The sequence below is a fragment of the Halomonas salsilacus genome (assembly GCF_051216275.1).
GTDB lineage: Bacteria > Pseudomonadota > Gammaproteobacteria > Pseudomonadales > Halomonadaceae > Halomonas.
The window spans coordinates 212454-231558 of sequence record NZ_JBPKAQ010000005.1; the positions used below are offsets into that span (position 1 = coordinate 212454).

The 19105-nt window shown below is 66.3% G+C and carries 17 protein-coding genes and 2 tRNA genes; 13 read left to right on the plus strand and 6 right to left on the minus strand.

The features are described from left to right. The first annotated feature begins 46 nt into the window (after nt 1-46). The 13 genes from folP (at nt 47) to pnp (ending at nt 12728) form a co-directional block, all read left to right on the plus strand. Entirely contained in the window at nt 47-898 is an 852-nt protein-coding gene (folP, locus tag ACR80S_RS09770) for a dihydropteroate synthase (protein ID WP_435403093.1), read from the plus strand. After that, a complete protein-coding gene (gene glmM / locus ACR80S_RS09775; RefSeq protein WP_435403094.1) occupies nt 898-2253 on the plus strand; it encodes a phosphoglucosamine mutase in 1356 nt (451 codons plus the stop codon). Before folP ends, glmM begins: the two co-directional genes overlap by 1 nt. An 80-nt stretch (nt 2254-2333) precedes the next feature. After that, on the plus strand, nt 2334-3083 hold the full coding sequence (tpiA, locus tag ACR80S_RS09780; RefSeq protein ID WP_435403095.1) for a triose-phosphate isomerase: 750 nt from the start codon (nt 2334-2336) through the stop codon (nt 3081-3083). 4 nt (nt 3084-3087) lie between these two features. Next, nucleotides 3088-3447, plus strand: a complete 360-nt coding sequence (gene secG / locus ACR80S_RS09785; RefSeq protein ID WP_435403096.1) for a preprotein translocase subunit SecG — start codon at nt 3088-3090, stop codon at nt 3445-3447. A 30-nt stretch (nt 3448-3477) separates the two neighbouring features. Further along, a tRNA-Leu gene (locus tag ACR80S_RS09790) sits at nt 3478-3564 on the plus strand. A gap of 118 nt (nt 3565-3682) precedes the next feature. Next, nucleotides 3683-3759: transfer RNA gene (locus ACR80S_RS09795), tRNA-Met, on the plus strand. Nucleotides 3760-4005: 246 nt separating this feature from the next. Then, a complete protein-coding gene (rimP, locus tag ACR80S_RS09800; protein ID WP_435400913.1) occupies nt 4006-4473 on the plus strand; it encodes a ribosome maturation factor RimP in 468 nt (155 codons plus the stop codon). 98 nt (nt 4474-4571) lie between these two features. Then, complete coding sequence (gene nusA / locus ACR80S_RS09805; protein ID WP_435400912.1) at nt 4572-6062, plus strand: transcription termination factor NusA; 1491 nt, start codon at nt 4572-4574, stop codon at nt 6060-6062. A gap of 101 nt (nt 6063-6163) precedes the next feature. Further along, entirely contained in the window at nt 6164-8671 is a 2508-nt protein-coding gene (gene infB, locus ACR80S_RS09810) for a translation initiation factor IF-2 (RefSeq protein WP_435400911.1), read from the plus strand. Nucleotides 8672-8689: 18 nt separating this feature from the next. Next, entirely contained in the window at nt 8690-9160 is a 471-nt protein-coding gene (gene rbfA / locus ACR80S_RS09815) for a 30S ribosome-binding factor RbfA (protein WP_435403097.1), read from the plus strand. After that, a complete protein-coding gene (truB, locus tag ACR80S_RS09820; protein WP_435403098.1) occupies nt 9160-10077 on the plus strand; it encodes a tRNA pseudouridine(55) synthase TruB in 918 nt (305 codons plus the stop codon). Before rbfA ends, truB begins: the two co-directional genes overlap by 1 nt. 78 nt (nt 10078-10155) lie before the next feature. After that, nucleotides 10156-10425, plus strand: a complete 270-nt coding sequence (rpsO, locus tag ACR80S_RS09825; RefSeq protein WP_290905755.1) for a 30S ribosomal protein S15 — start codon at nt 10156-10158, stop codon at nt 10423-10425. Nucleotides 10426-10592: 167 nt separating this feature from the next. Next, nucleotides 10593-12728, plus strand: coding sequence for a polyribonucleotide nucleotidyltransferase (gene pnp, locus ACR80S_RS09830; protein WP_435400908.1), 2136 nt, complete (start codon nt 10593-10595; stop codon nt 12726-12728). Between the two features lie 146 nt (nt 12729-12874). Here the strand turns inward: pnp and ACR80S_RS09835 are convergent, their stop codons facing one another. The 6 genes from ACR80S_RS09835 to pcnB all read right to left on the minus strand — a co-directional run bounded on the left by ACR80S_RS09835 (nt 12875) and on the right by pcnB (nt 18329). Beyond that, nucleotides 12875-14050, minus strand: a complete 1176-nt coding sequence (locus ACR80S_RS09835) for an acetyl-CoA C-acetyltransferase (RefSeq protein WP_435403099.1) — start codon at nt 14048-14050, stop codon at nt 12875-12877. 172 nt (nt 14051-14222) lie between these two features. Beyond that, nucleotides 14223-14603, minus strand: coding sequence for an aspartate 1-decarboxylase (gene panD, locus ACR80S_RS09840; RefSeq protein ID WP_435400906.1), 381 nt, complete (start codon nt 14601-14603; stop codon nt 14223-14225). A 35-nt stretch (nt 14604-14638) separates the two neighbouring features. Beyond that, on the minus strand, nt 14639-15487 hold the full coding sequence (gene panC, locus ACR80S_RS09845; protein WP_435400905.1) for a pantoate--beta-alanine ligase: 849 nt from the start codon (nt 15485-15487) through the stop codon (nt 14639-14641). Between the two features lie 14 nt (nt 15488-15501). Then, the gene (gene panB, locus ACR80S_RS09850) at nt 15502-16293 is read right to left on the minus strand and encodes a 3-methyl-2-oxobutanoate hydroxymethyltransferase (RefSeq protein ID WP_435403100.1); all 792 of its coding nucleotides are present in this window, start codon (nt 16291-16293) and stop codon (nt 15502-15504) included. 135 nt (nt 16294-16428) lie between these two features. Further along, nucleotides 16429-16923: a 2-amino-4-hydroxy-6-hydroxymethyldihydropteridine diphosphokinase gene (gene folK, locus ACR80S_RS09855; RefSeq protein ID WP_435400903.1), complete on the minus strand. Its 495-nt coding sequence runs from the start codon at nt 16921-16923 to the stop codon at nt 16429-16431. Further along, nucleotides 16920-18329 (minus strand): polynucleotide adenylyltransferase PcnB, encoded by a 1410-nt coding sequence (gene pcnB / locus ACR80S_RS09860; RefSeq protein ID WP_435400902.1) that lies wholly within the window; start codon nt 18327-18329, stop codon nt 16920-16922. The genes folK and pcnB overlap by 4 nt, the downstream gene beginning before the upstream one ends. Between the last annotated feature and the right edge of the window lie 776 nt (nt 18330-19105).

Below are 19105 nucleotides of genomic sequence, written 5' to 3' on the forward strand. Positions count from 1 at the left end.
AGCCCCGTCAATCCCCGTCTCGCCCACCCCCAGGCTCCGATAGATGATGACCTCGACCCCTGCCTCCCTGATCTGCGGCCGCCATCGGCTCGACCTCTCCTTCCCCCGGGTGATGGGGATCCTCAACGTCACCCCCGACTCGTTCTCCGACGGCGGCCGCCATGTGGCCCTGGAGGATGCCCTGCGGCACGCTGAGCGCATGCTGGCCGAGGGGGCGGCGATCATCGACGTGGGTGGTGAATCGACCCGGCCGGGGGCCGATATAGTATCGCCCCAGCAGGAGCTCGACCGGGTCGCGCCGGTGGTGGAGGCGCTGGTGCGCGAGCTGGATTCCCTGGTCTCGGTGGACACCAGCTGCCCCGAGGTGATGCGCGAGAGCGCGGCCCTCGGCGCCGGCATGATCAATGACGTGCGCTCACTGGAGCGTGAGGGAGCGCTGGCCGCAGCGATCGGCACCGGCCTGCCAGTGTGCCTGATGCACCGCCAGGGGGAGCCCCGCGACATGCAGCAAGCGCCCCGCTATGATGTGCCCATCGAGGAGGCGGTTGCCGACTACCTCGCCGAGCGGGTCGCCGCCTGCGAGGCCGGCGGCCTGCGCCGCGGGCGCCTGCTGGTGGATCCGGGCTTTGGCTTCGGCAAGACCGTGGAACACAACCTGCGCCTGCTCAATCGCCTGGAACGGCTGGCGACACTCGAGCTGCCGCTGCTGGTGGGCATGTCGCGCAAGAGCATGATCGGCAAAGTGCTGGAGCGGCCGGTGGAGGAGCGCCTGTCCGGCGGGCTGGCGCTGACGGCCCTGGCGGTGGAGCGCGGCGCCCGCATCCTGCGCGTCCACGATGTGGCCCACAGCGTGGATGCGGTGAACATGACCTGGGCCGTACTCAAGGAAGGATGCTGATGACACGACGCTATTTTGGCACCGACGGGATCCGTGGCACCGTCGGCGAACCCCCTATCACGGCCGATTTCATGCTCAAGCTGGGCTGGGCCACCGGTCGCGTGCTGGCCGCACGCAACGGCACGCGCCGCCATCTGGTGCTGATCGGCAAGGACACCCGGATCTCCGGCTACATGTTCGAGTCGGCCCTGGAGGCAGGCCTCTCCGCCGCCGGCGTGGACGTGGCCCTGCTGGGCCCCATGCCGACCCCCGGCATCGCCTACCTGACCCGTACCTTCCGCGCCGATGCTGGCATCGTCATCTCGGCGTCGCACAATCCCTTCGCCGACAACGGCATCAAGTTCTTCTCCACCGCCGGGATCAAGTTGGACGATGATCTCGAGTCGGAGATCGAGGCGATGCTCGAGGAGCCGCTGACCACGGTGGCGGCCGACAGGCTGGGCAAGGTGGCGCGGATCGATGACGCCGCGGGCCGCTACATCGAGTTCTGCAAGTCCACGGTGCCGGACCGAATCAGCCTCACGGGCCTGAAGGTGGTGCTGGACTGTGCCCATGGCGCGACCTACCACATCGCTCCCAGCGTGTTCCGCGAGCTGGGCGCCGAGGTGAGCCTGATCGGGGCGAGCCCGGACGGCCTCAACATCAACAAGGAGGTCGGCTCCACCCATCCGGCGGCGCTACGCGCCGCGGTGATCCAGCAAGGCGCCGACCTCGGCGTGGCCTTCGACGGCGACGGCGACCGGGTGCTGCTGGTGGATGCCGACGGCCGCGAGATCGACGGCGACGACATCCTCTACCTGATCGCCCGCGACCGCCACGCCCGTGGCGACCTGGGCGGCGGCGTGGTCGGCACCCTGATGTCCAACTTCGGCCTGGCCGCGGCCTTCGAGGCGATGGGCGTGCCCTTCGAGCGGGCCAGGGTGGGCGATCGCTACGTGATGGAGCGCCTGGCCAGCAAGGGCTGGCAGCTGGGCGGCGAATCCTCTGGGCACATCCTCTGTGGTCATGTGCAGACCACCGGGGACGGCATCGTCTCGGCGCTGCAGGTGCTGGCGATCATGGTCCGCGAGGGCAAGCCGCTGCAGCGGCTGCTGGACGGCATGGAAAAGGCCCCCCAGGCGCTGGTCAATGTCCGCCTCACGCCGGGCAGCCAGGCCGCGACGCTCATGGAGCGACCGGAACTCCAGGCGGCGGTGGCCGAAGTGGAGGCCGAGCTGGGCGATGAGGGCCGCGTGCTGCTGCGTCCCTCCGGCACCGAGCCGCTGATCCGGGTGATGGTCGAGGGCCGCCCCCATCTGGATGTAGACGGCCTGGCGCGACGCATCGCCGCCGAGGTCGAGGCGCTGCTGGCCTGAGCCCTGAGCCTGAGCGGGGCCGGTTGTCTTGACAGGGCTGCTCCTATACCATTTCGCACCACCTTGAAAGAGGACAGTCGATGCGTACCCCGCTGCTTGCCGGCAACTGGAAGATGAATGGCTCGGCCGCTCTGGTCGAGGCCTTCGGTCGTGCCTTTGCCAAGGCCGAGCTGCCCCGGGGAGTCGAGGTCGCGATCTTTCCTCCGTTTCCCTACCTGGAGGCGGCGCAGCGCGCCTTCGCCGGCACCCCGCTGCGGATTGGCGCCCAGTCGCTCAATCCGCTGCGTTCCGGGGCCCATACCGGCGAGGTCAGCGGCAACATGCTGTGCGAGTTCGGCGTACGCTATGCCCTGGTGGGGCACTCCGAGCGCCGCCAGCTTTACCGCGAGGGCGACGAGCAGGTCTTCGATCGCCTGCTGGCCGCCCTCAGCGTCGGCCTGACGCCGTTGCTCTGCGTGGGTGAGTCCCTCGAGGAGCGCGACGCCGGCCGTACCATGGAGGTGGTGTTGCGCCAGGTGGGCTTCGCCATGTCTCGCCTGGAGCCCGAACAGCGCTCGCGCCTCGTGATCGCCTATGAGCCGGTGTGGGCCATCGGCACCGGTCACACCGCCACGCCGGAGCAGGCCCAGGAGGTGATGGCCGGCATTCGCGACTACCAGGCCAGTTACAACCGGGAGCTGGCCGAGGGGCTGCGACTTCTCTACGGGGGGAGCATGAACGCCGGCAATGCCGCCGAGCTGCTCGCCCAACCCGATATCGACGGCGGCCTGGTGGGCGGTGCCTCGCTCAAGGTCGACGATTTCCTAGCCATTTGTCAGTCAGCAGGTTGATTCCATGCAAGTTGCCATTCTCATGACCCACGTGGCGATCGCCATCGCCTTGGTCGTCCTCGTCCTGCTGCAACAGGGCAAGGGCGCCGAAGCCGGTGCCGCCTTTGGTGGCGGTGCCTCCCAGACCGTATTCGGTTCTCGCGGTAGCGGCGGCTTCCTGGCGAAGTTCACCGCCTTCCTGGCTGCGGTCTTCTTCGCCACTTCACTGGCTTTGGCCTGGTATGCCTCCCAGGCGAGCCAGGCGCCCGAGGCCGGTATTCCCGACTCGCGGCTGATCGAGCAGCAGCGCAGCGTGCCAACCCTTGACGACAGTGCCCATGGTATGGATAATGCAGCGCCAGTGCTGGAGGGAAGCGACGACTAGGTCGCTTTGCGGTTTCCAGCCTCCCCGGATGCCGAAGTGGTGGAATTGGTAGACACGCTATCTTGAGGGGGTAGTGGCCTTATGGCCGTGCGGGTTCAAGTCCCGCCTTCGGCACCATCTGATTTACCGCGGCGCCCATGGCGCATGAGCGGTCCTTCAGACAGTAGGATTGGCAGATCGGTGGTATCCCTTGACGAAATTCATGGCGATGTGTAAGATCACCGACCTAGATTGATGCGGGGTGGAGCAGTCTGGTAGCTCGTCGGGCTCATAACCCGAAGGTCATCGGTTCAAATCCGGTCCCCGCTACCATCTTCCGGTATGGCGCCTTTCGAATCGCAGCGGTTGCGCTAAGGTTCGAAGAGAAGGGGCAGTCTGATTCCCGGAGTGGTCTAAAGGTTTCATGTAAAAGCCCCTTCCTGCGAAGGGGCTTTTTGTTAGCAGCATGCCGGGCGCCAAGCGCCCGCCGCTGTTCCGGGTAATGCCAATCAGCCACCTGACTTTCCCGATGACTCCCGGCCAGGTGCCTGATGCAACGGCTGTAGGAGCGATATTTTCGTGGCAATCAAGGATGCTGCACTGCACGCAATGATCGAACCCGTGGTAACCGCCATGGGCTTCGAACTGTGGGGCATCGACTTTCTCTCACACGGCAAGCACTCCCGCCTGGTGGTCTACATCGATCACGAGAATGGCGTCAGCGTCGACGACTGCGCTGACATCAGTCGCCAGGTGAGTGCCATCTTCGACGTCGAGGACCCGATCCGCGGCGAGTATCGCCTCGAAGTCTCCTCGCCCGGGATGGATCGTCCGCTCTACACCCTCGATCAGTTCGCCCGCTACCGAGGCCACGAGGTGGCGCTGAAGCTACGGGTGCCTTTCGAGGGGCGGCGCAAGTTCCAGGGCCTGCTGGCCGGTGTCGAGGGCGATGAGGTGCTGCTCCAGGTCGAGGGTGAAGAGTACTGCTTTCCGATCGAAAGCATCGACCAGGCACAGGTGGTGCCGCGGTTCGACGACGAGGTTTGATGGTCAAGTTTCATGATCAAGGTTGATGACCAGGCCAGCGGTCGGCACGGCTGGATGAGCATGAGGCTCGAGGACAGGTTTTCTGGCGAGGCAATGGCATGAGCAAAGAGATTCTGGCGGTCGTTGAGACGATCTCCAATGAAAAGGGAGTTCCCCGCGAGGTGATCTTCGAGGCCGTCGAGGCGGCCTTGGCCAGCGCGTCCCGCAAGCGGTTCGAGGACGAGGAGGCCAGCGTGCGGGTGCACATCGATCGCCGCACCGGTGATTACGAGACCTTCCGCCGCTGGACGGTGGTGGAGGACGACGACTTCGACGGCCCCGACCACGAGATCAAGCTCACCTTCGCCGAGCGGCGCGACCCGCCCCTCACGCTGGGGGATGTGGTTGAGGAGAAGATCGAGAACGCCGACTTCGGCCGGATCGCCGCCCAGACCGCCAAGCAGGTCATCGTGCAGAAGGTGCGTGAGGCCGAGCGGGCCGAGGTAGTGCGCCTCTACGCCGATCGCGAGGGCGAGCTGGTCGCGGGCATCGTCAAGAAGACCACCCGCGACGGCCTGATTATCGACCTGGGCGAGAACGCCGAGGCGTTCCTGCCCCGCGGCGAGATGATCCCCGGAGAGCGCTATCGCATGAACGAGCGAGTCCGCGCCCTGCTAGTCAAGGTGGATCCCGAGGCGCGTGGCGCGCAGCTGATCCTCTCGCGCACCTGCCCGGAGCTGATCATCGAACTGTTCAGCATCGAGGTGCCGGAGATCGCCGAGCAGCTCATCGAGATCAAGGGCGCCGCTCGTGATCCCGGCTCCCGGGCCAAGATCGCCGTCAAGACCAACGATCGGCGCATCGATCCGGTAGGCGCCTGCGTGGGCATGCGCGGTTCGCGTGTCCAGGCGGTCTCCTCGGAACTGCAGAACGAGCGCGTGGATATCGTGCTGTGGGACGACAACCCCGCCCAGCTGGTGATCAACGCCATGGCGCCGGCGGATGTCGCCTCCATTCTCGTCGACGAGGACGCCCACGCCATGGATGTGGCGGTCGCCGAGGACAATCTAGCCCAGGCTATTGGCCGTAGCGGCCAGAACGTGCGCTTGGCCTCCGAGCTCACCGGCTGGCGGATCAACGTCATGACCGAGGCCGACGCCGAGGCCAAGCGCGACCAGGAGATCGACAGCCTGGTCGAGCATTTCATCCAGCACCTGGATATCGACGACGATGTCGCGCGTCTGCTGGTGGAGGAGGGCTTCACCTCTCTCGAGGAGATCGCCTACGTACCGGTGGAGGAGATGCTCGAGATCGAGGAGTTCGACGAGGAGACCATCGAGGAGCTGCGCGCCCGCGCCAAGGACGAGCTGCTCAACCTGGCCATCGCCTCCGAGGAGGAGCTCGATGGCGCCCAGCCGGCCGACGATCTGCTGGGGATGGACGGCATGGAGCGCCACTTGGCCTTCATCCTGGCCAGCCGGGAAATCGTCACCATGGAGGATCTTGCCGAGCAGTCCGTCGATGATCTGCTGGACATCGAGGGGATGGACGAGGAGCGCGCCGCGGCACTGATCATGACCGCCCGAGCGCCCTGGTTTGAAAACGAGTAGCTCGAAGGTGAATGGCGCAATAGCCGCCAGGCCCGGCACGGACTGGCCGGGCGACAGTATTCGAAGCTAAGAATTGGGGTCACGGGCTCAGGAGGGTCGTAATGTCAGAGATGACCGTTAAGGATTTTGCAGCGAAGGTGGGGCGCGACGTGCCTCGTCTGCTGGAACAGATGAAAGAAGCCGGTCTTGGCCAGAAGGCCGAAGGCGATGCGGTGTCGGAAGAGGACAAGCGCCAGCTGCTGGATTACCTCACCAAGAGTCACGGTGGGGACACCAGCGCAGCGGCGCCGAAGAACCGCATCACCCTGACGCGCAAGACGCGTAGCCGCATCAATACCGGCGAGCGGGGCAAGACCATCGAGGTGCAGGTGCGCAAGAAGCGTACCTACGTCAAGCGTGCCGAGGACGATGTGGCGCCGGAGCCGGTGGAAGATGCCGGGCCGCGCCAGCTGGTCGGTGACATGGCCGACTCCCAGCAGGCCCAGGCCGAGCAGGACGCCCGCGATGCCGAGGTGGCCAAGACTCACGCCGCCGAGGCGTCCGCCCGCGAGGCCGCGGCCAAGCTCGACGCCGAGAAGGCCGCCACCCAACCGCAGATTCCGGTGCCGGAACTGGTGGAGCAGCCGGCCGGCGACGAGCCGCCCGCGCCGCCCAAGGAGGGTCGCTCCGACCGTCGCACCGCACCGCCCAAGAAGACTGCCGCAAAGAAGGGGCGTCATGAGCGTGACGATGACGATCGCGATGAGCGTCGTCGTGGCGGTGCCAAGAAGGCCAAGCGTGCCGAGCGTCGCGGCGGCCGTCGCGGTGGCTCCCCGGGCGGCGGCAAGCACGGCTTCCAGAAGCCGACTCAGCCGATCGTCCGCGAGGTCTCGATCCCCGAGTCCATCAGCGTCGCCGACCTGGCCGACAAGATGTCGATCAAGGCGAACGAGGTCATCAAGGCCATGTTCAACATGGGCGCGGCGGTGACCATCAATCAGACCATCGATCAGGACACCGCGGCCATCGTGGTCGAGGAGATGGGTCACAAGGCCAAGCTGATAAAGGACGACGCCCTCGAGACCGCCATGCTCGAAGGCATCTCCTACGAGGGCGAGGAGATCAACCGTTCACCGGTGGTCACCGTCATGGGTCACGTCGACCACGGCAAGACCTCGCTGCTCGACTACATCCGCAAGGCCAAGGTCGCCACCGGCGAGGCCGGCGGCATCACCCAGCACATCGGCGCCTACCACGTCGAGGACAATCACGGCGGCGTGACCTTCCTGGATACCCCGGGCCACGCGGCGTTCACCGCCATGCGTGCCCGCGGTGCCAAGGCCACCGACGTGGTCATCCTGGTGGTGGCCGCCGACGACGGCGTGATGCCCCAGACCATCGAGGCGATCGAGCATTCCCGCGCGGCCGAAGTGCCGATGGTGGTGGCGGTCAACAAGATCGACAAGCAGGGCATCGATCTGGACCGCATCAAGAACGAGCTCTCCCAGCACGGTGTGATCTCCGAGGAGTGGGGCGGCGACACTCAGTTCGTGTACGTCTCCGCGCATACCGGCGAAGGCATCGAGGACCTGCTCGAGGCCATCCAACTGGTCTCCGAGGTGCTCGAGCTCAAGGCCGTGCCCGAGGCCCCCGGCAAGGGCGTGGTGGTCGAGTCGCGCCTGGACAAAGGCCGCGGCCCGGTGGCCACCGTGCTGGTCCAGAACGGCACCCTGAATAAGGGCGACATCGTGCTCGCCGGTCTTCACTACGGCCGCGTGCGCGCCCTGACCAACGAACTGGGCCAGCAGGTCGACCATGTCGGTCCGGCCATGCCGGTGGAGATCCAGGGTCTCGACGGTACCCCCGACGCCGGTGACGACTTCATGGTCGTGGCCGACGAGAAGAAGGCCCGCGAGGTCGCCAACTTCCGCCAGGGCAAGTACCGCGAGGTGCGCCTGGCGCGTCAGCAGAAGGCCAAGCTGGAGAACATGTTCAGCCAGATGGGCCAGGACGAGGTGGCCAAGGTCAACGTCGTGCTCAAGGCCGACGTCCAAGGCTCGCTGGAAGCGATTAAGGGGGCACTGGAAGAGCTCTCCACCGATGAAGTGGAGGTGGCCGTGGTCTCATCCGGGGTGGGCGGCATCACCGGCACCGACGCTAACCTGGCGCTAGCCTCCGAGGCTATCGTGATGGGCTTCAACGTGCGCGCCGACGCCGCCGCCCGCGAGATCATCGAACGTGAAGGCCTGGATCTGCGCTACTACAGCGTCATCTACCAGCTGATCGACGAGGTCAAGCTGGCGATGACCGGCATGCTGGCGCCGGAGTGGAAGGAAGAGATCGTCGGCGTGGCCGAGGTCCGTGATGTCTTCCGCGCACCGAAGATCGGCGCCGTGGCCGGCTGCATGGTGGTCGAGGGCAGCGTCTTCCGTAACAAGAAGATCCGCGTCCTGCGCGACAACGTGGTGATCTACGAGGGTGAACTCGAATCGCTGCGCCGCTTCAAGGACGATGTCCAGGAAGTGCGCAACGGCATGGAGTGCGGCATCGGCGTGAAGAACTACAACGATGTCCAGGTCGGCGACAAGATCGAGGTCTTCGACCAGATCAAGGTCGAGCGGACCCTCTAAAGACTCGAGGAGTCGTTCATGCGCGAGTTCAAGCGAACCGACCGGGTGGCCGACCAGCTCCAGAAGGAGCTGGCGGTGCTCATCCAGCGCGAGGTCAAGGACCCGCGGCTGGGCATGGTGACGGTCAGTGGCGTCGAGGTCAGCCGTGACCTCGGCTATGCCGACGTCCACGTGACCCTGCTGGGCGAGGACACCCCGGAGCGGATCAAGGAGAACCTCAAGGTTCTCAAGCAGGCCGCCGGCTTCCTGCGCGGCCAGGTCGCCAAGCGCATCAAGCTGCGTCACGTGCCGGAGCTGCGCTTCCACTACGACGAGAGCGTGGTGCGGGGCCAGCGGCTCTCCTCGCTGATCCAGGAGGCGGTCGCCAGCGACCTTTCTCGGCAAGGCGACGGCGGTGACGCGAATGGCGATGCGGACGGCAACGAGCGCGCCGCGCAGGATGGTGACCAGGCTGGCAACGACGAGCCCGGCAACAGCGGGCGCGACTGATGGCGCGTCGGCGTCGCGGGCTGCCGGTCAACGGGGTGCTGCTACTGGACAAGCCCGAGGGCTTGTCCAGTAACCACGCCCTGCAGCGCGCTCGGCGGCTGTTTCAGGCCCAGAAGGCCGGTCATACCGGCACCCTTGATCCCATGGCCACCGGGTTGCTGCCGGTCTGCTTCGGAGAGGCGACCAAGTTCTCCGCTCACCTGCTGGCCGCCGACAAGGTCTACCGTACCCGGGTCGAACTGGGGGCGGTGACCGATACCGGCGATGCCGAGGGCGAGGTGGTCGAGCGGCCGGCGGTGCCGGCCCTCGCTGCGTCGGACGTGGAGGGCGTGCTCGCCCGCTTCCTCGGTGAGATCGAGCAAGTGCCGCCGATGTACTCGGCCCTCAAGCACCAGGGTCGCAAGCTCTACGAGCTGGCCCGTGAAGGCAAGTCGATCGAGCGTGCAGCGCGGCGCGTGACGGTGTATGATGCTCGGCTTCTCGCCTTCGAGGGCGAGGCCTTCGAGCTGGAAGTGAAGGTCAGCAAGGGCACCTATGTGCGCACCCTGGCCGAGGACATCGGCCGGGCTCTGGGCACCGGCGCGCATATCAGCGCGCTGCGTCGCCTGGAGACAGGCCCCTTCACCGCGGAGGGCATGCTGACCCTCGAGGCCCTGGGGGCGCTGCCCGACCAGGCCGCCCGGGAGGCGAGGCTGCTGCCCGTCGACGTGCTGGTCGCGCACCTGCCGAGGCTCGAGCTTGACGCCTCGGCGGCCGCTCGCCTGACTCTGGGTCAGGCGGCTCGGGTCGATGCCACGGGCATCGGCACCGGCGAGACGGCAAGACTTTACTGCGACGGGGCCTTCCTGGGCCTCGGCGCGGTCACGGCGCCACAGGAGGTGGCGCCGACACGGCTGCTGAGCACGGCTGCCGATTAAGGGAGAAACGCCCGAGACTGCAAATATGCGTGGTCTCACACACACATCATTCAGGCATATTGCTTACTGGAGAGACAGATGGCACTCACCGCCGAACAGAAGGCCACAATCGTCAACGAATTCGGTCGTGGCGACAACGATACCGGTTCCCCCGAAGTGCAGGTTGCCCTGCTCAGCGCCAACATCGATGGCCTGCAGGACCACTTCAAGACCAACAAGCAGGATCACCACTCCCGTCGTGGCCTGATCCGCATGGTCAACCAGCGCCGCAAGCTGCTTGACTACCTGAAGCGCAAGGACTTCGAGCGCTATCAGGCACTGATTCAGCGTCTGGGCCTGCGTCGCTAAGCGTCGCACGCCGCGCAGTAGAGAAACGGGCAGCCTTCGGGCTGCCCGTTTTGCGTCTGTGGGGCGGAAAAGTTGCTATCCGGTGGCCGCGGGGCGCGTCAACCCCTAAAATGGTCGCCGAGTCGAAACGAACCAAACACAGAAAAGTAACGTTGAAGGAAGTCGCCGTGAATCGGGTCAAGAAGACATTTCAGTACGGTCGCAGCACCGTCACCCTGGAAACCGGGCGCATCGCCCGTCAGGCCACCGGTGCCGTGATGGTCACCATGGACGACACCGTGGTGCTGTGCACCGTGGTGGCCAAGAAGGACGCCAAGCCCGACCAGCCCTTCTTCCCACTGGGGGTGTTCTACCAGGAGAAGACCTACGCGGTCGGCAAGATTCCCGGCGGCTTCTTCAAGCGCGAGGGGCGTCCCACCGAGAAGGAGACCCTCACCTCGCGGCTGATCGACCGCCCGATCCGTCCACTCTTCCCCAAGGGCTTCATGAACGAGGTTCAGGTCGTCTGCACGGTGCTCTCCACCGACCGTAATCATGATCCGGATATCGCGGCGCTGCTGGGCACCTCCGCGGCTCTGGCCATCTCCGGCGTGCCGTTCAAGGGCCCGATCGCAGCGGCCCGCGTCGGCTTCGACGAGGAGAACGGCTACTTCCTCAACCCCACCGTCGAGGAGCTGGCGAAATCCGAGCTGGACATGGTGGTGGCCGGCACCGAGAAGGCGGTGTTGATGGTGGAGTCCGAGGCCAAGGAGCTGCTCGAGGACGAGATGCTCGGTGCCGTGCTCTATGGCCACATGGAGATGCAGGTGGCCATCAAGGCCATCAACGAGCTGGTCGCCGAGGCCGGCAAGCCGAAGTGGGACTGGCAGCCGGCCGCCGAGAACACCGAGCTCAAGGCCGCCGTGGCCAGCGCCTTCGAGGCCAGGGTGGGCGAGGCCTACCGCATCACCGACAAGATGGTCCGTCAAGATGCGCTCTCCGCCCTCAAGGCCGAGGCCGTGGAGCAGCTGGCCGGTGAAGAGGCAGGCAAGTTCGGCATCGATGAGGTGAAGGGGGCCTTCGGCGCCCTCGAGAAGCGCGTGGTGCGCTCTCGTGTGGTCAAGGGCGAGCCGCGCATCGACGGGCGCGACCACAAGACCGTGCGTCCGCTGGCCATCGAGGTGGGCAGCCTGCCCAAGACCCACGGCTCGGCCATCTTCACTCGTGGCGAGACCCAGGCCATCGTGGTCGCCACCCTGGGCACCCTGCGCGACTCCCAGCTGATCGAGTCGCTGGAGGGCGAGCGCAAGGACCGCTTCCTGCTGCATTACAACTTCCCTCCCTACTGCGTGGGCGAGGCCGGCTTCATGGGCGGTCCCAAGCGTCGCGAGATCGGACACGGCCGCCTGGCGCGCCGCGGCGTGCAGGCCATGCTGCCCGACGAGGCGGAGTTCCCCTACACCATCCGCGTGGTCTCCGAGATCACCGAGTCCAACGGCTCCAGCTCCATGGCCTCGGTGTGCGGCACGTCGCTGGCGCTGATGGATGCCGGTGTGCCGATGAAGGCGCCGGTGGCGGGCATCGCCATGGGCCTGGTCAAGGACGACGACGGCTTCGCCGTGCTGACCGATATACTCGGTGACGAGGATCACCTCGGCGACATGGACTTCAAGGTGGCCGGTTCCTCCGAGGGTGTCACCGCCCTGCAGATGGACATCAAGATCGAGGGCATCAACGAGGAAATCATGGAGCAGGCGCTGCAGCAGGCCCTGGAGGCTCGCCTCGGCATCCTGGAGCAGATGAACACGGTGATCGGCCAGAGCCGTACCGAGGTCTCCGACAACGCCCCCTCCATGGCGACCATCAAGATCGCCCCGGACAAGATCCGCGACGTCATCGGCAAGGGCGGCGCCACCATCCGCAAGATCTGCGAGGATACCGGCGCCTCCATCGACCTGGACGACGATGGCACCGTACGCATCTACGCCGAAGACAAGGCAGCGGCCAAGCGGGCGATCGATACCGTGCTGGCGATTACCGCCGAGGCGGAGATCGGCAAGCTCTATCTGGGCAAGGTGGCCCGCATCGCCGACTTCGGCGCTTTCGTCAACATCATGCCGGGCACCGATGGCCTTGTGCACATCTCTCAGATCGTGCCGGAGCGGGTCAACGACGTGCGTGACTTCCTCAACGAGGGGGACGAGGTGGTGGTCAAGGTGCTCGACATCGACAACCGCAACCGGGTGAAGCTCACCATCAAGGAGATCACTCCGGAAGAGAAGGCGGCGTTCGAGGCCGAGCAGGTCGCTGAACCCCAGCTTTAAGCAGTAAGCCTCAAGCCGTAAGACAAAACCCTCCATGGCCATGCCGTGGAGGGTTTTTCAGCTGAGAGTGGCAAACAAAAGAAAAGCCCTTGTGGTTCTCGTCCGCAAGGGCTTCTTGGTGGTGCTTACAGCTTACGCGCAGTGCGTTACCGCTCGATGGCCAGCGCCACACCCTGACCGCCGCCGATGCACAGCGTCGCCAGGCCTTTCTTGGCGTCCCGGGCGATCATCTCGTGCAGCAGGGTCACCAGGATGCGGCAGCCGGAGGCACCGATGGGGTGGCCCAGCGCGATGGCACCGCCGTTGACGTTGACCTTGCTGACGTCCCAGCCGAGCTCCTTGTTGACGGAGAGGGCCTGGGCGGCGAAGGCCTCGTTTGCCTCGACCAGGTCGAGATCATCCAGGCTCCAGCCGGCCTTTTCCAGGCAGAGGCGGGTGGCCGGGGCCGGGCCGATGCCCATGATCGCCGGGTCGACGCCGGCGTTGCTGTAGGCGGCAATGCGCGCCAGGGGCTCGAGGCCCAGGGCCTTGGCCTTCTCGGCGGAGCAGAGCATCACCGCGGCGGCGCCGTCGTTGAGGGAGGAGGCGTTGCCCGCGGTGACGGTGCCGTCCTTCTTGAAGGCGGGGCGCATGCCGCCGAGCTTCTCGGCGCTCACCTCGCGGGGGTTCTCGTCGGTGTCGAAGACCACCGGGTCGCCCTTGCGCTGGGGAATCTCCACGGGAACGATCTGGCCCTTGAATTTTCCCTCGCGGATGGCGGTGGCGGCCTTCTGCTGGGAGGCGGCGGCAAACTCGTCCATTTCTTCGCGAGTAATAGCGTACTTCTCGGCAACGTTCTCGGCGGTGATGCCCATGTGGTAGTTGTTGAAGGCGTCCCACAGGCCGTCGTGGACCATGGTGTCCATGGCCTTCCAGTCACCCATGCGCTGGCCGTTACGGGAATTGGGCAACACGTGGGGCGAGGCCGACATGTTCTCCTGACCCCCGGCGATGATCAGCTCGGCGTCGCCGCAGCGGATCGCCTGGGTGGCCAGGTGCAGGGCCTTGAGACCGGAGCCGCACACCTTGTTGATGGTCATGGCGGGAACGGCATCGGGCAGGCCGGCCTTGATGGCGGCCTGACGGGCGGGGTTCTGACCCACGCCGGCGGTCAGTACCTGGCCCAGGAGCACCTCGTCGACCTGGTCACCGGAGACGCCGGTGGTCGCCAGCAGGTCCTTGATCACCAGGGCGCCGAGGTCACTGGCGGGAATGCCGGCCAGGGAGCCGCCAAAGGCGCCGACGGCGGTACGGCGTGCGGCAACGATCACCACTTCTTGCATGAGAGTGTTCTCCTGAATGGGATGACGGGCTTGCGGCCTTGTCGCGACAGCCGGACACGACCGGGGTCCCCAGCATAGGGGACGCTTGTGCGTCGCGGCAATGCTTCCATGGCCGCATGCCCGGGGTCGCTGGGTGTTGGCGGCACCCCGTCCGGATATGCCGCGGTAAACGTCAGGCCAGCTGCACGGGAATCGCGTGGCTGGTGTGGCTGATCGCGTTGCCTTCCTGGAGGTAGACCAGCGCCGGCTGGTGGTTCTCCAGCTCCGCCTCGCTGTAGTGGGCGTAGCTGCAGATGATCACGCGATCGCCGGGACCGGCAAGGTGGGCGGCTGCGCCGTTGACGGAGATCACCTTCGAGCCCTCCTCGGCGCGGATGGCGTAGGTGGTAAAGCGCTGGCCATTCTCGACATTGTAGATCTGGATCTGCTCATTCTCGCGAATGCCGGACATGTCGAGCAGCTCGCCGTCGATGGCGCAGGAGCCCTCGTAGTCGAGCACGGCATGGGTGACGCGGGCCATGTGCAGCTTGGCCTTGAGCATGATGGTGAACATGGAGCGTGATCCTCCGGAAGCGGATGGGCGGCGCGTCAGCGCGACAGGGACAGGGTCAGGTTGTCGATCAGTCGGGTCGAGCCCAGGCGGGCGGCGGCCAGCAGCACGGCCTCGCGGGTCGTCGCTGTGACGGGGCCCAGGTCGGCCGCGCGCAGCTCCAGGTAGTCCGGCGCGAAGCCGGCCTCCTGCAGGCGGGCGTATCCGACGGCCAGGGTCGGCCCGGTCGCCTCGCCTGCCTCCAGGCCCTGGCGCAGTTCGCACAGGGTCTGATAGAGCCGCGGCGCCGCCGCGCGCTGTTCGGCACTCAGGTAGCCGTTGCGCGAGGAGAGCGCCAGGCCGTCTTCGGCGCGCACGATGGGCACGCCGACGACCTCGATGGGGAAGTGCATGTCGGCCACCATGCGGCGGATCACCGCCAGCTGCTGGTAGTCCTTCTCGCCGAAACAGGCGATGTCGGGCTGCACCAGGTTGAAGAGCATGCCGACGACGGTGGAGACGCCGTCGAAGTGGCCGGGTCGTGAGGCGCCACACAGCCCCTCGGTGACGTCGGGCACCACGATGCGGGTCTGGGCCTCGAGCCCGCGCGGATAGACGGTGGCGGTCTCGGGGGCGAACAGCAGGTCGCAGCCGGCCGCCTCGAGCCCGGCCTGGTCCTCCTCGAGGGTGCGCGGGTAGGCCTCCAGGTCCTCGCCTGCCCCGAACTGCATGGGGTTGACGAAGATGGTGGCGATCACCACCTCGGCGCGCTCGCGGGCCGCGGCGACCAGCGCCAGGTGGCCGTCGTGCAGGTTGCCCATGGTGGGGACCAGGGCGATGCGCTCGCCGCGACGACGAACGTCCGCCAGCGCCTCGCGCAGGGCGGGGGTCTCTCTGAGGGTGCGCATGGCAGGCTCCAGGGCTAGAAGCAGTGTTCCTCGGCGGGGAAGCGCCGGGCCTTGACGTCCTCGTGGTAGCGCCGGAAGGCGCCCTGGATGTCGTCGGCCTCGGCCATGAAGTTCTTGACGAAGCGGGGCTTGCGGCCGGCGGTGACGTTCAGCACATCGTGCATCACGAGGATCTGACCGTCGGTGTCGGGACCGGCGCCGATTCCGATCACCGGCACGTCCAGCGCCTCGGTGATGGCCCGCCCCAGGCTGGCCGGCACGCACTCCAGCAGGATGACCGAGGCGCCGGCCGCCACCAGGGTACGGGCATCCTCGAGGATCTGGGTGGCGCGCTCGGCCTCGCGGCCCTGCACCTTGTAGCCGCCCAGCTGGTAGACCGTCTGCGGGGTGAGGCCCAGGTGGGCGCACACCGGCACGCCGCGGCGGGTCAGCTCGCGGATGCCATCGGCCATCCACGCCTCGCCCTCCACCTTGACCAGCTCGGCGCCGGCGCGCATCAGCTCGCCGGCGTTCTCCAGCAGGCGCTCGGTGCTGGCGTTGCCCATGAAGGGCAGGTCGACCATCAACAGGCTCGCTCCCTTGCCCCGGGCCGCGCAGCGGGTGTGGTAGCCGATTTCCTCGAGGGTCACCGGCAGTGTGCTGGCGTGGCCCTGCAGGACCATGCCCAGGGAGTCGCCGACCAGCAGTACCTCGATGCCGGCGTCGCTAGCGGCCCGGGCGAACGAGGCATCGTAGGCGGTCAGGCAGCTGAAGGACTCACCGGCGCGCTTGAAGGTCTGCAGCGTGCTCAGGGTGACGGTTTTCATGGCGTGCTCTCATCGTTGTGGCAGCAGGGGAGGCGTTGGGTGACTGCCTGACCCGCCGGTAACTTTGCGGCAACAAACCCGTGATTGTTACCCGAATCGCCCGGGCGTGTCGATAGGTAACACTTCCCGGTGGAATCAGGTCGTCGGTAACAGCGGTGCCAGGCCGTCGGCCTCCAGGGCCTCCGCCAGCCCTGCCAGGCGGAGGCCGTCCGGCAGCGCAAGCGTCGGGGCCAGCTCCAGCAGCGGCAGCACCACGAAGGCGCGATGCGTCAGTTCGGGATGTGGCACGCTCAGGCGCGGCAGGGACAGCACGCTGTCATCGAACAGTAGCAGATCCAGGTCCAGGGTGCGGGGCCCCCAGCGGCGGGCGCGCACCCGGCGGTGGCGCTGCTCCAGGGCCTGCAGCTGGTCAAGGAGCGCCAGCGGCGATAGTCGGGTCTCCAGCAGCGCCACGGCGTTGATGAAGTCGGGCTGATCCCGGGGGCCGAGCGGCCGGCTGACGTAGCAGCGTGAGGCGCCCAGGCGGCGGGTGAGGGGCAGGCGGTCGAGCTCCTCGAGGGCCTGCTCGATGTGCCGCCGCGGATCGTCCAGGTTGCTGCCCAGTCCGATCCAGGCGCGATGCGAGCTCATGCGTTGCCGTTGTCGCCGCCGGTATTGCCCCGCGGCTTGCGACGACGGGGGCGTCGTTTGCGCGGTGCGCCGCTGCCGGCGGGATTGGCGCCGACCTTATCCAGCAGGCGGCGCTGCTCATGCTCGTCGGCGTTCTGGAAGGCCGTCCACCAGTCGCCGAGGCCCGGCTCGAGCTCGCCGGCGGCCTCTCGCAGCAGCAGCAGGTCGTAGGCGGCGCGGAAGCGGGGATGCTCGCGGGTCTGGAAGACGCGGCGGCCGCGACGCATCGGTAGACGCTGCTGCAAGTCCCATATGTCACGCATCGGCAGGCTGAAACGCTTGGGGATCGAGATATGCTGCAGCTGCCGGGAGACCACCTGCTGAGAGGCCGCTTGCAGGGCCGGGATCGGCGGCATGCCGTCGCGTTCGTGAGCGGCCTGGTGCCGCTGCACGGGGCCCCAGAGCAGGGCGGCGAACAGGAAGGCCGGAGTGACCGGGCGCTCCTCGGCGATGCGCCGATCGGTGCTGGCCAGTGCCGCCTCCACCAGGGGCTCGGTCCAGGGCAGTTCGTCCATGGCCTCCGCGGCTTCCGGGAAGAGCATCTCGAACAGCCTGTAGCGGCGCAGCAGGCGGAAGGTCTCCACGCCGTGCCCACCCATGAACAGCTTGAGGATCTCGTCGAACAGACGCGCCGGGGGGATCTGCAGCAGCAGCGGGGCCAGTTCGCGGATCGGTGCCTCGCTGGCCGGGTCCAGATGGAAGTCGAGCTTGCCCGCGAAGCGGACGGCCCGCAGCATGCGCACCGGATCCTCGCGGTAGCGGGTCGCGGGGTCGCCGATCAATCGCAGGGTTCGCGCCTCGATGTCACGTACGCCGTTGGCGAAGTCGTGGATCGAGAAGTCGGCGATGTTGTAATAGAGGGCATTGATGGTGAAGTCGCGGCGTATGGCGTCTTCCTGGATATTGCCCCACACGTTGTCACGCAGCAGCAGCCCCTCGTCGGACTGCTGGGCGATATGATCGCCATGATCGTCGCCGGGCTTGCCGCGGAAGGTGGTGACCTCGATCACCTCGCGCCCGAAGCGCACGTGCACGATGCGAAAGCGCCGGCCGATGATCCGCGAGTTGCGAAACAGCGTCTTGACCTCTTCCGGCGTGGCATCGGTGGCCACGTCGAAGTCCTTGGGCATGCGCCCGAGCAGGGAGTCGCGGATGCAGCCGCCCACTAGATAGGCCTGGTAGCCGGCATTGTGCAGCCGATAGAGCACCTTGAGGGCGGCGTCGCTGAAGTGCTGGCGCGACACCGGATGCTCCTGGCGGGGAATGATGCGCGGTTCCAACGGGCCGGCGGCGGCGCTGTCGGGTCCGAAGAAGGACTTCAGGCGTTCGCCTGGACTCTGCAGGAAGCGGGTAAATCCTTTGAACATGCGGCGATATCGACTCGCAGTGCGGAAAAAGAAGATTAAAAGGTACGAGTGTATCCGACCCCCGGGTCCTTGCATAGCATGGCGGCAGCGAGTCTCATGCGAGTCCCACAGTAAAAGGGGGAGACCGGAAGGTCTCCCCCTAAAGCATTCTTGCAGCATCCTTGCTGCTGGTTCTTCTTCGTGATGGCACATCGCCTTGAATACGCACCGCAGTCACTAAGGAGAAAAACAGGCTAGCTGTGTTGTTGTCCTTGTTGGCGCTCCTGGTGGTGACCGCCTCGTATTCAAAACAATAATCCAACCACGACGGCAGTGGGTCTGCCTCCCCCCAGCTTGTTGGTGTTGTTGCCGGGGGTGCACCTTCGACGGCGATTGTTCTTGTTGAGGGCCGTGCTGATGCGTCGGGTCCTGAGTCTCCGGTTCCTCGCTGAGCTTGTTGTTGTTGGCAAGCAAGGGGCCGAGCACGTTGTCTGTTGTTCTTGTTGGTTAATCGCGCCTGTGTGGCTCTGGCCCGCAATGGTTATTGTTGTTAGGGCGGGGCTTGTCACGCGGGGCTGTCGCGTTGTTGTTGTTGGGACAGCCGGTGACACCGGAACTTATTTTTCTTACCAGGGTATATAGCAGGCTGCGTGCCAGGAAGATTTTATTGCTTTATTATCAATAAATTAAGAAATTTCTCTCTCGGGGGGCAGCGCCATGGGTGGCGGAGTGTTACCCCGGCGGCCCCAGCGTGGGGCACGGGCTGTGTGGGACGGTAACAAATGGGGCAGGAAGGG

Bases quoted from the DNA above. Each gene is read 5' to 3' on its own strand.
- folP (WP_435403093.1), top strand. From the start codon at position 47: ATGACCTCGACCCCTGCCTCCCTGATCTGCGGCCGCCATCGGCTCGAC.
- glmM (WP_435403094.1), top strand. From the start codon at position 898: ATGACACGACGCTATTTTGGCACCGACGGGATCCGTGGCACCGTCGGC.
- tpiA (WP_435403095.1), top strand. From the start codon at position 2,334: ATGCGTACCCCGCTGCTTGCCGGCAACTGGAAGATGAATGGCTCGGCC.
- secG (WP_435403096.1), top strand. From the start codon at position 3,088: ATGCAAGTTGCCATTCTCATGACCCACGTGGCGATCGCCATCGCCTTG.
- nusA (WP_435400912.1), top strand. From the start codon at position 4,572: ATGAGCAAAGAGATTCTGGCGGTCGTTGAGACGATCTCCAATGAAAAG.
- infB (WP_435400911.1), top strand. From the start codon at position 6,164: ATGTCAGAGATGACCGTTAAGGATTTTGCAGCGAAGGTGGGGCGCGAC.
- rbfA (WP_435403097.1), top strand. From the start codon at position 8,690: ATGCGCGAGTTCAAGCGAACCGACCGGGTGGCCGACCAGCTCCAGAAG.
- truB (WP_435403098.1), top strand. From the start codon at position 9,160: ATGGCGCGTCGGCGTCGCGGGCTGCCGGTCAACGGGGTGCTGCTACTG.
- rpsO (WP_290905755.1), top strand. From the start codon at position 10,156: ATGGCACTCACCGCCGAACAGAAGGCCACAATCGTCAACGAATTCGGT.
- ACR80S_RS09835 (WP_435403099.1), bottom strand. From the start codon at position 14,050: ATGCAAGAAGTGGTGATCGTTGCCGCACGCCGTACCGCCGTCGGCGCC.
- panD (WP_435400906.1), bottom strand. From the start codon at position 14,603: ATGTTCACCATCATGCTCAAGGCCAAGCTGCACATGGCCCGCGTCACC.
- panC (WP_435400905.1), bottom strand. From the start codon at position 15,487: ATGCGCACCCTCAGAGAGACCCCCGCCCTGCGCGAGGCGCTGGCGGAC.
- panB (WP_435403100.1), bottom strand. From the start codon at position 16,293: ATGAAAACCGTCACCCTGAGCACGCTGCAGACCTTCAAGCGCGCCGGT.
- folK (WP_435400903.1), bottom strand. From the start codon at position 16,923: ATGAGCTCGCATCGCGCCTGGATCGGACTGGGCAGCAACCTGGACGAT.
- pcnB (WP_435400902.1), bottom strand. From the start codon at position 18,329: ATGTTCAAAGGATTTACCCGCTTCCTGCAGAGTCCAGGCGAACGCCTG.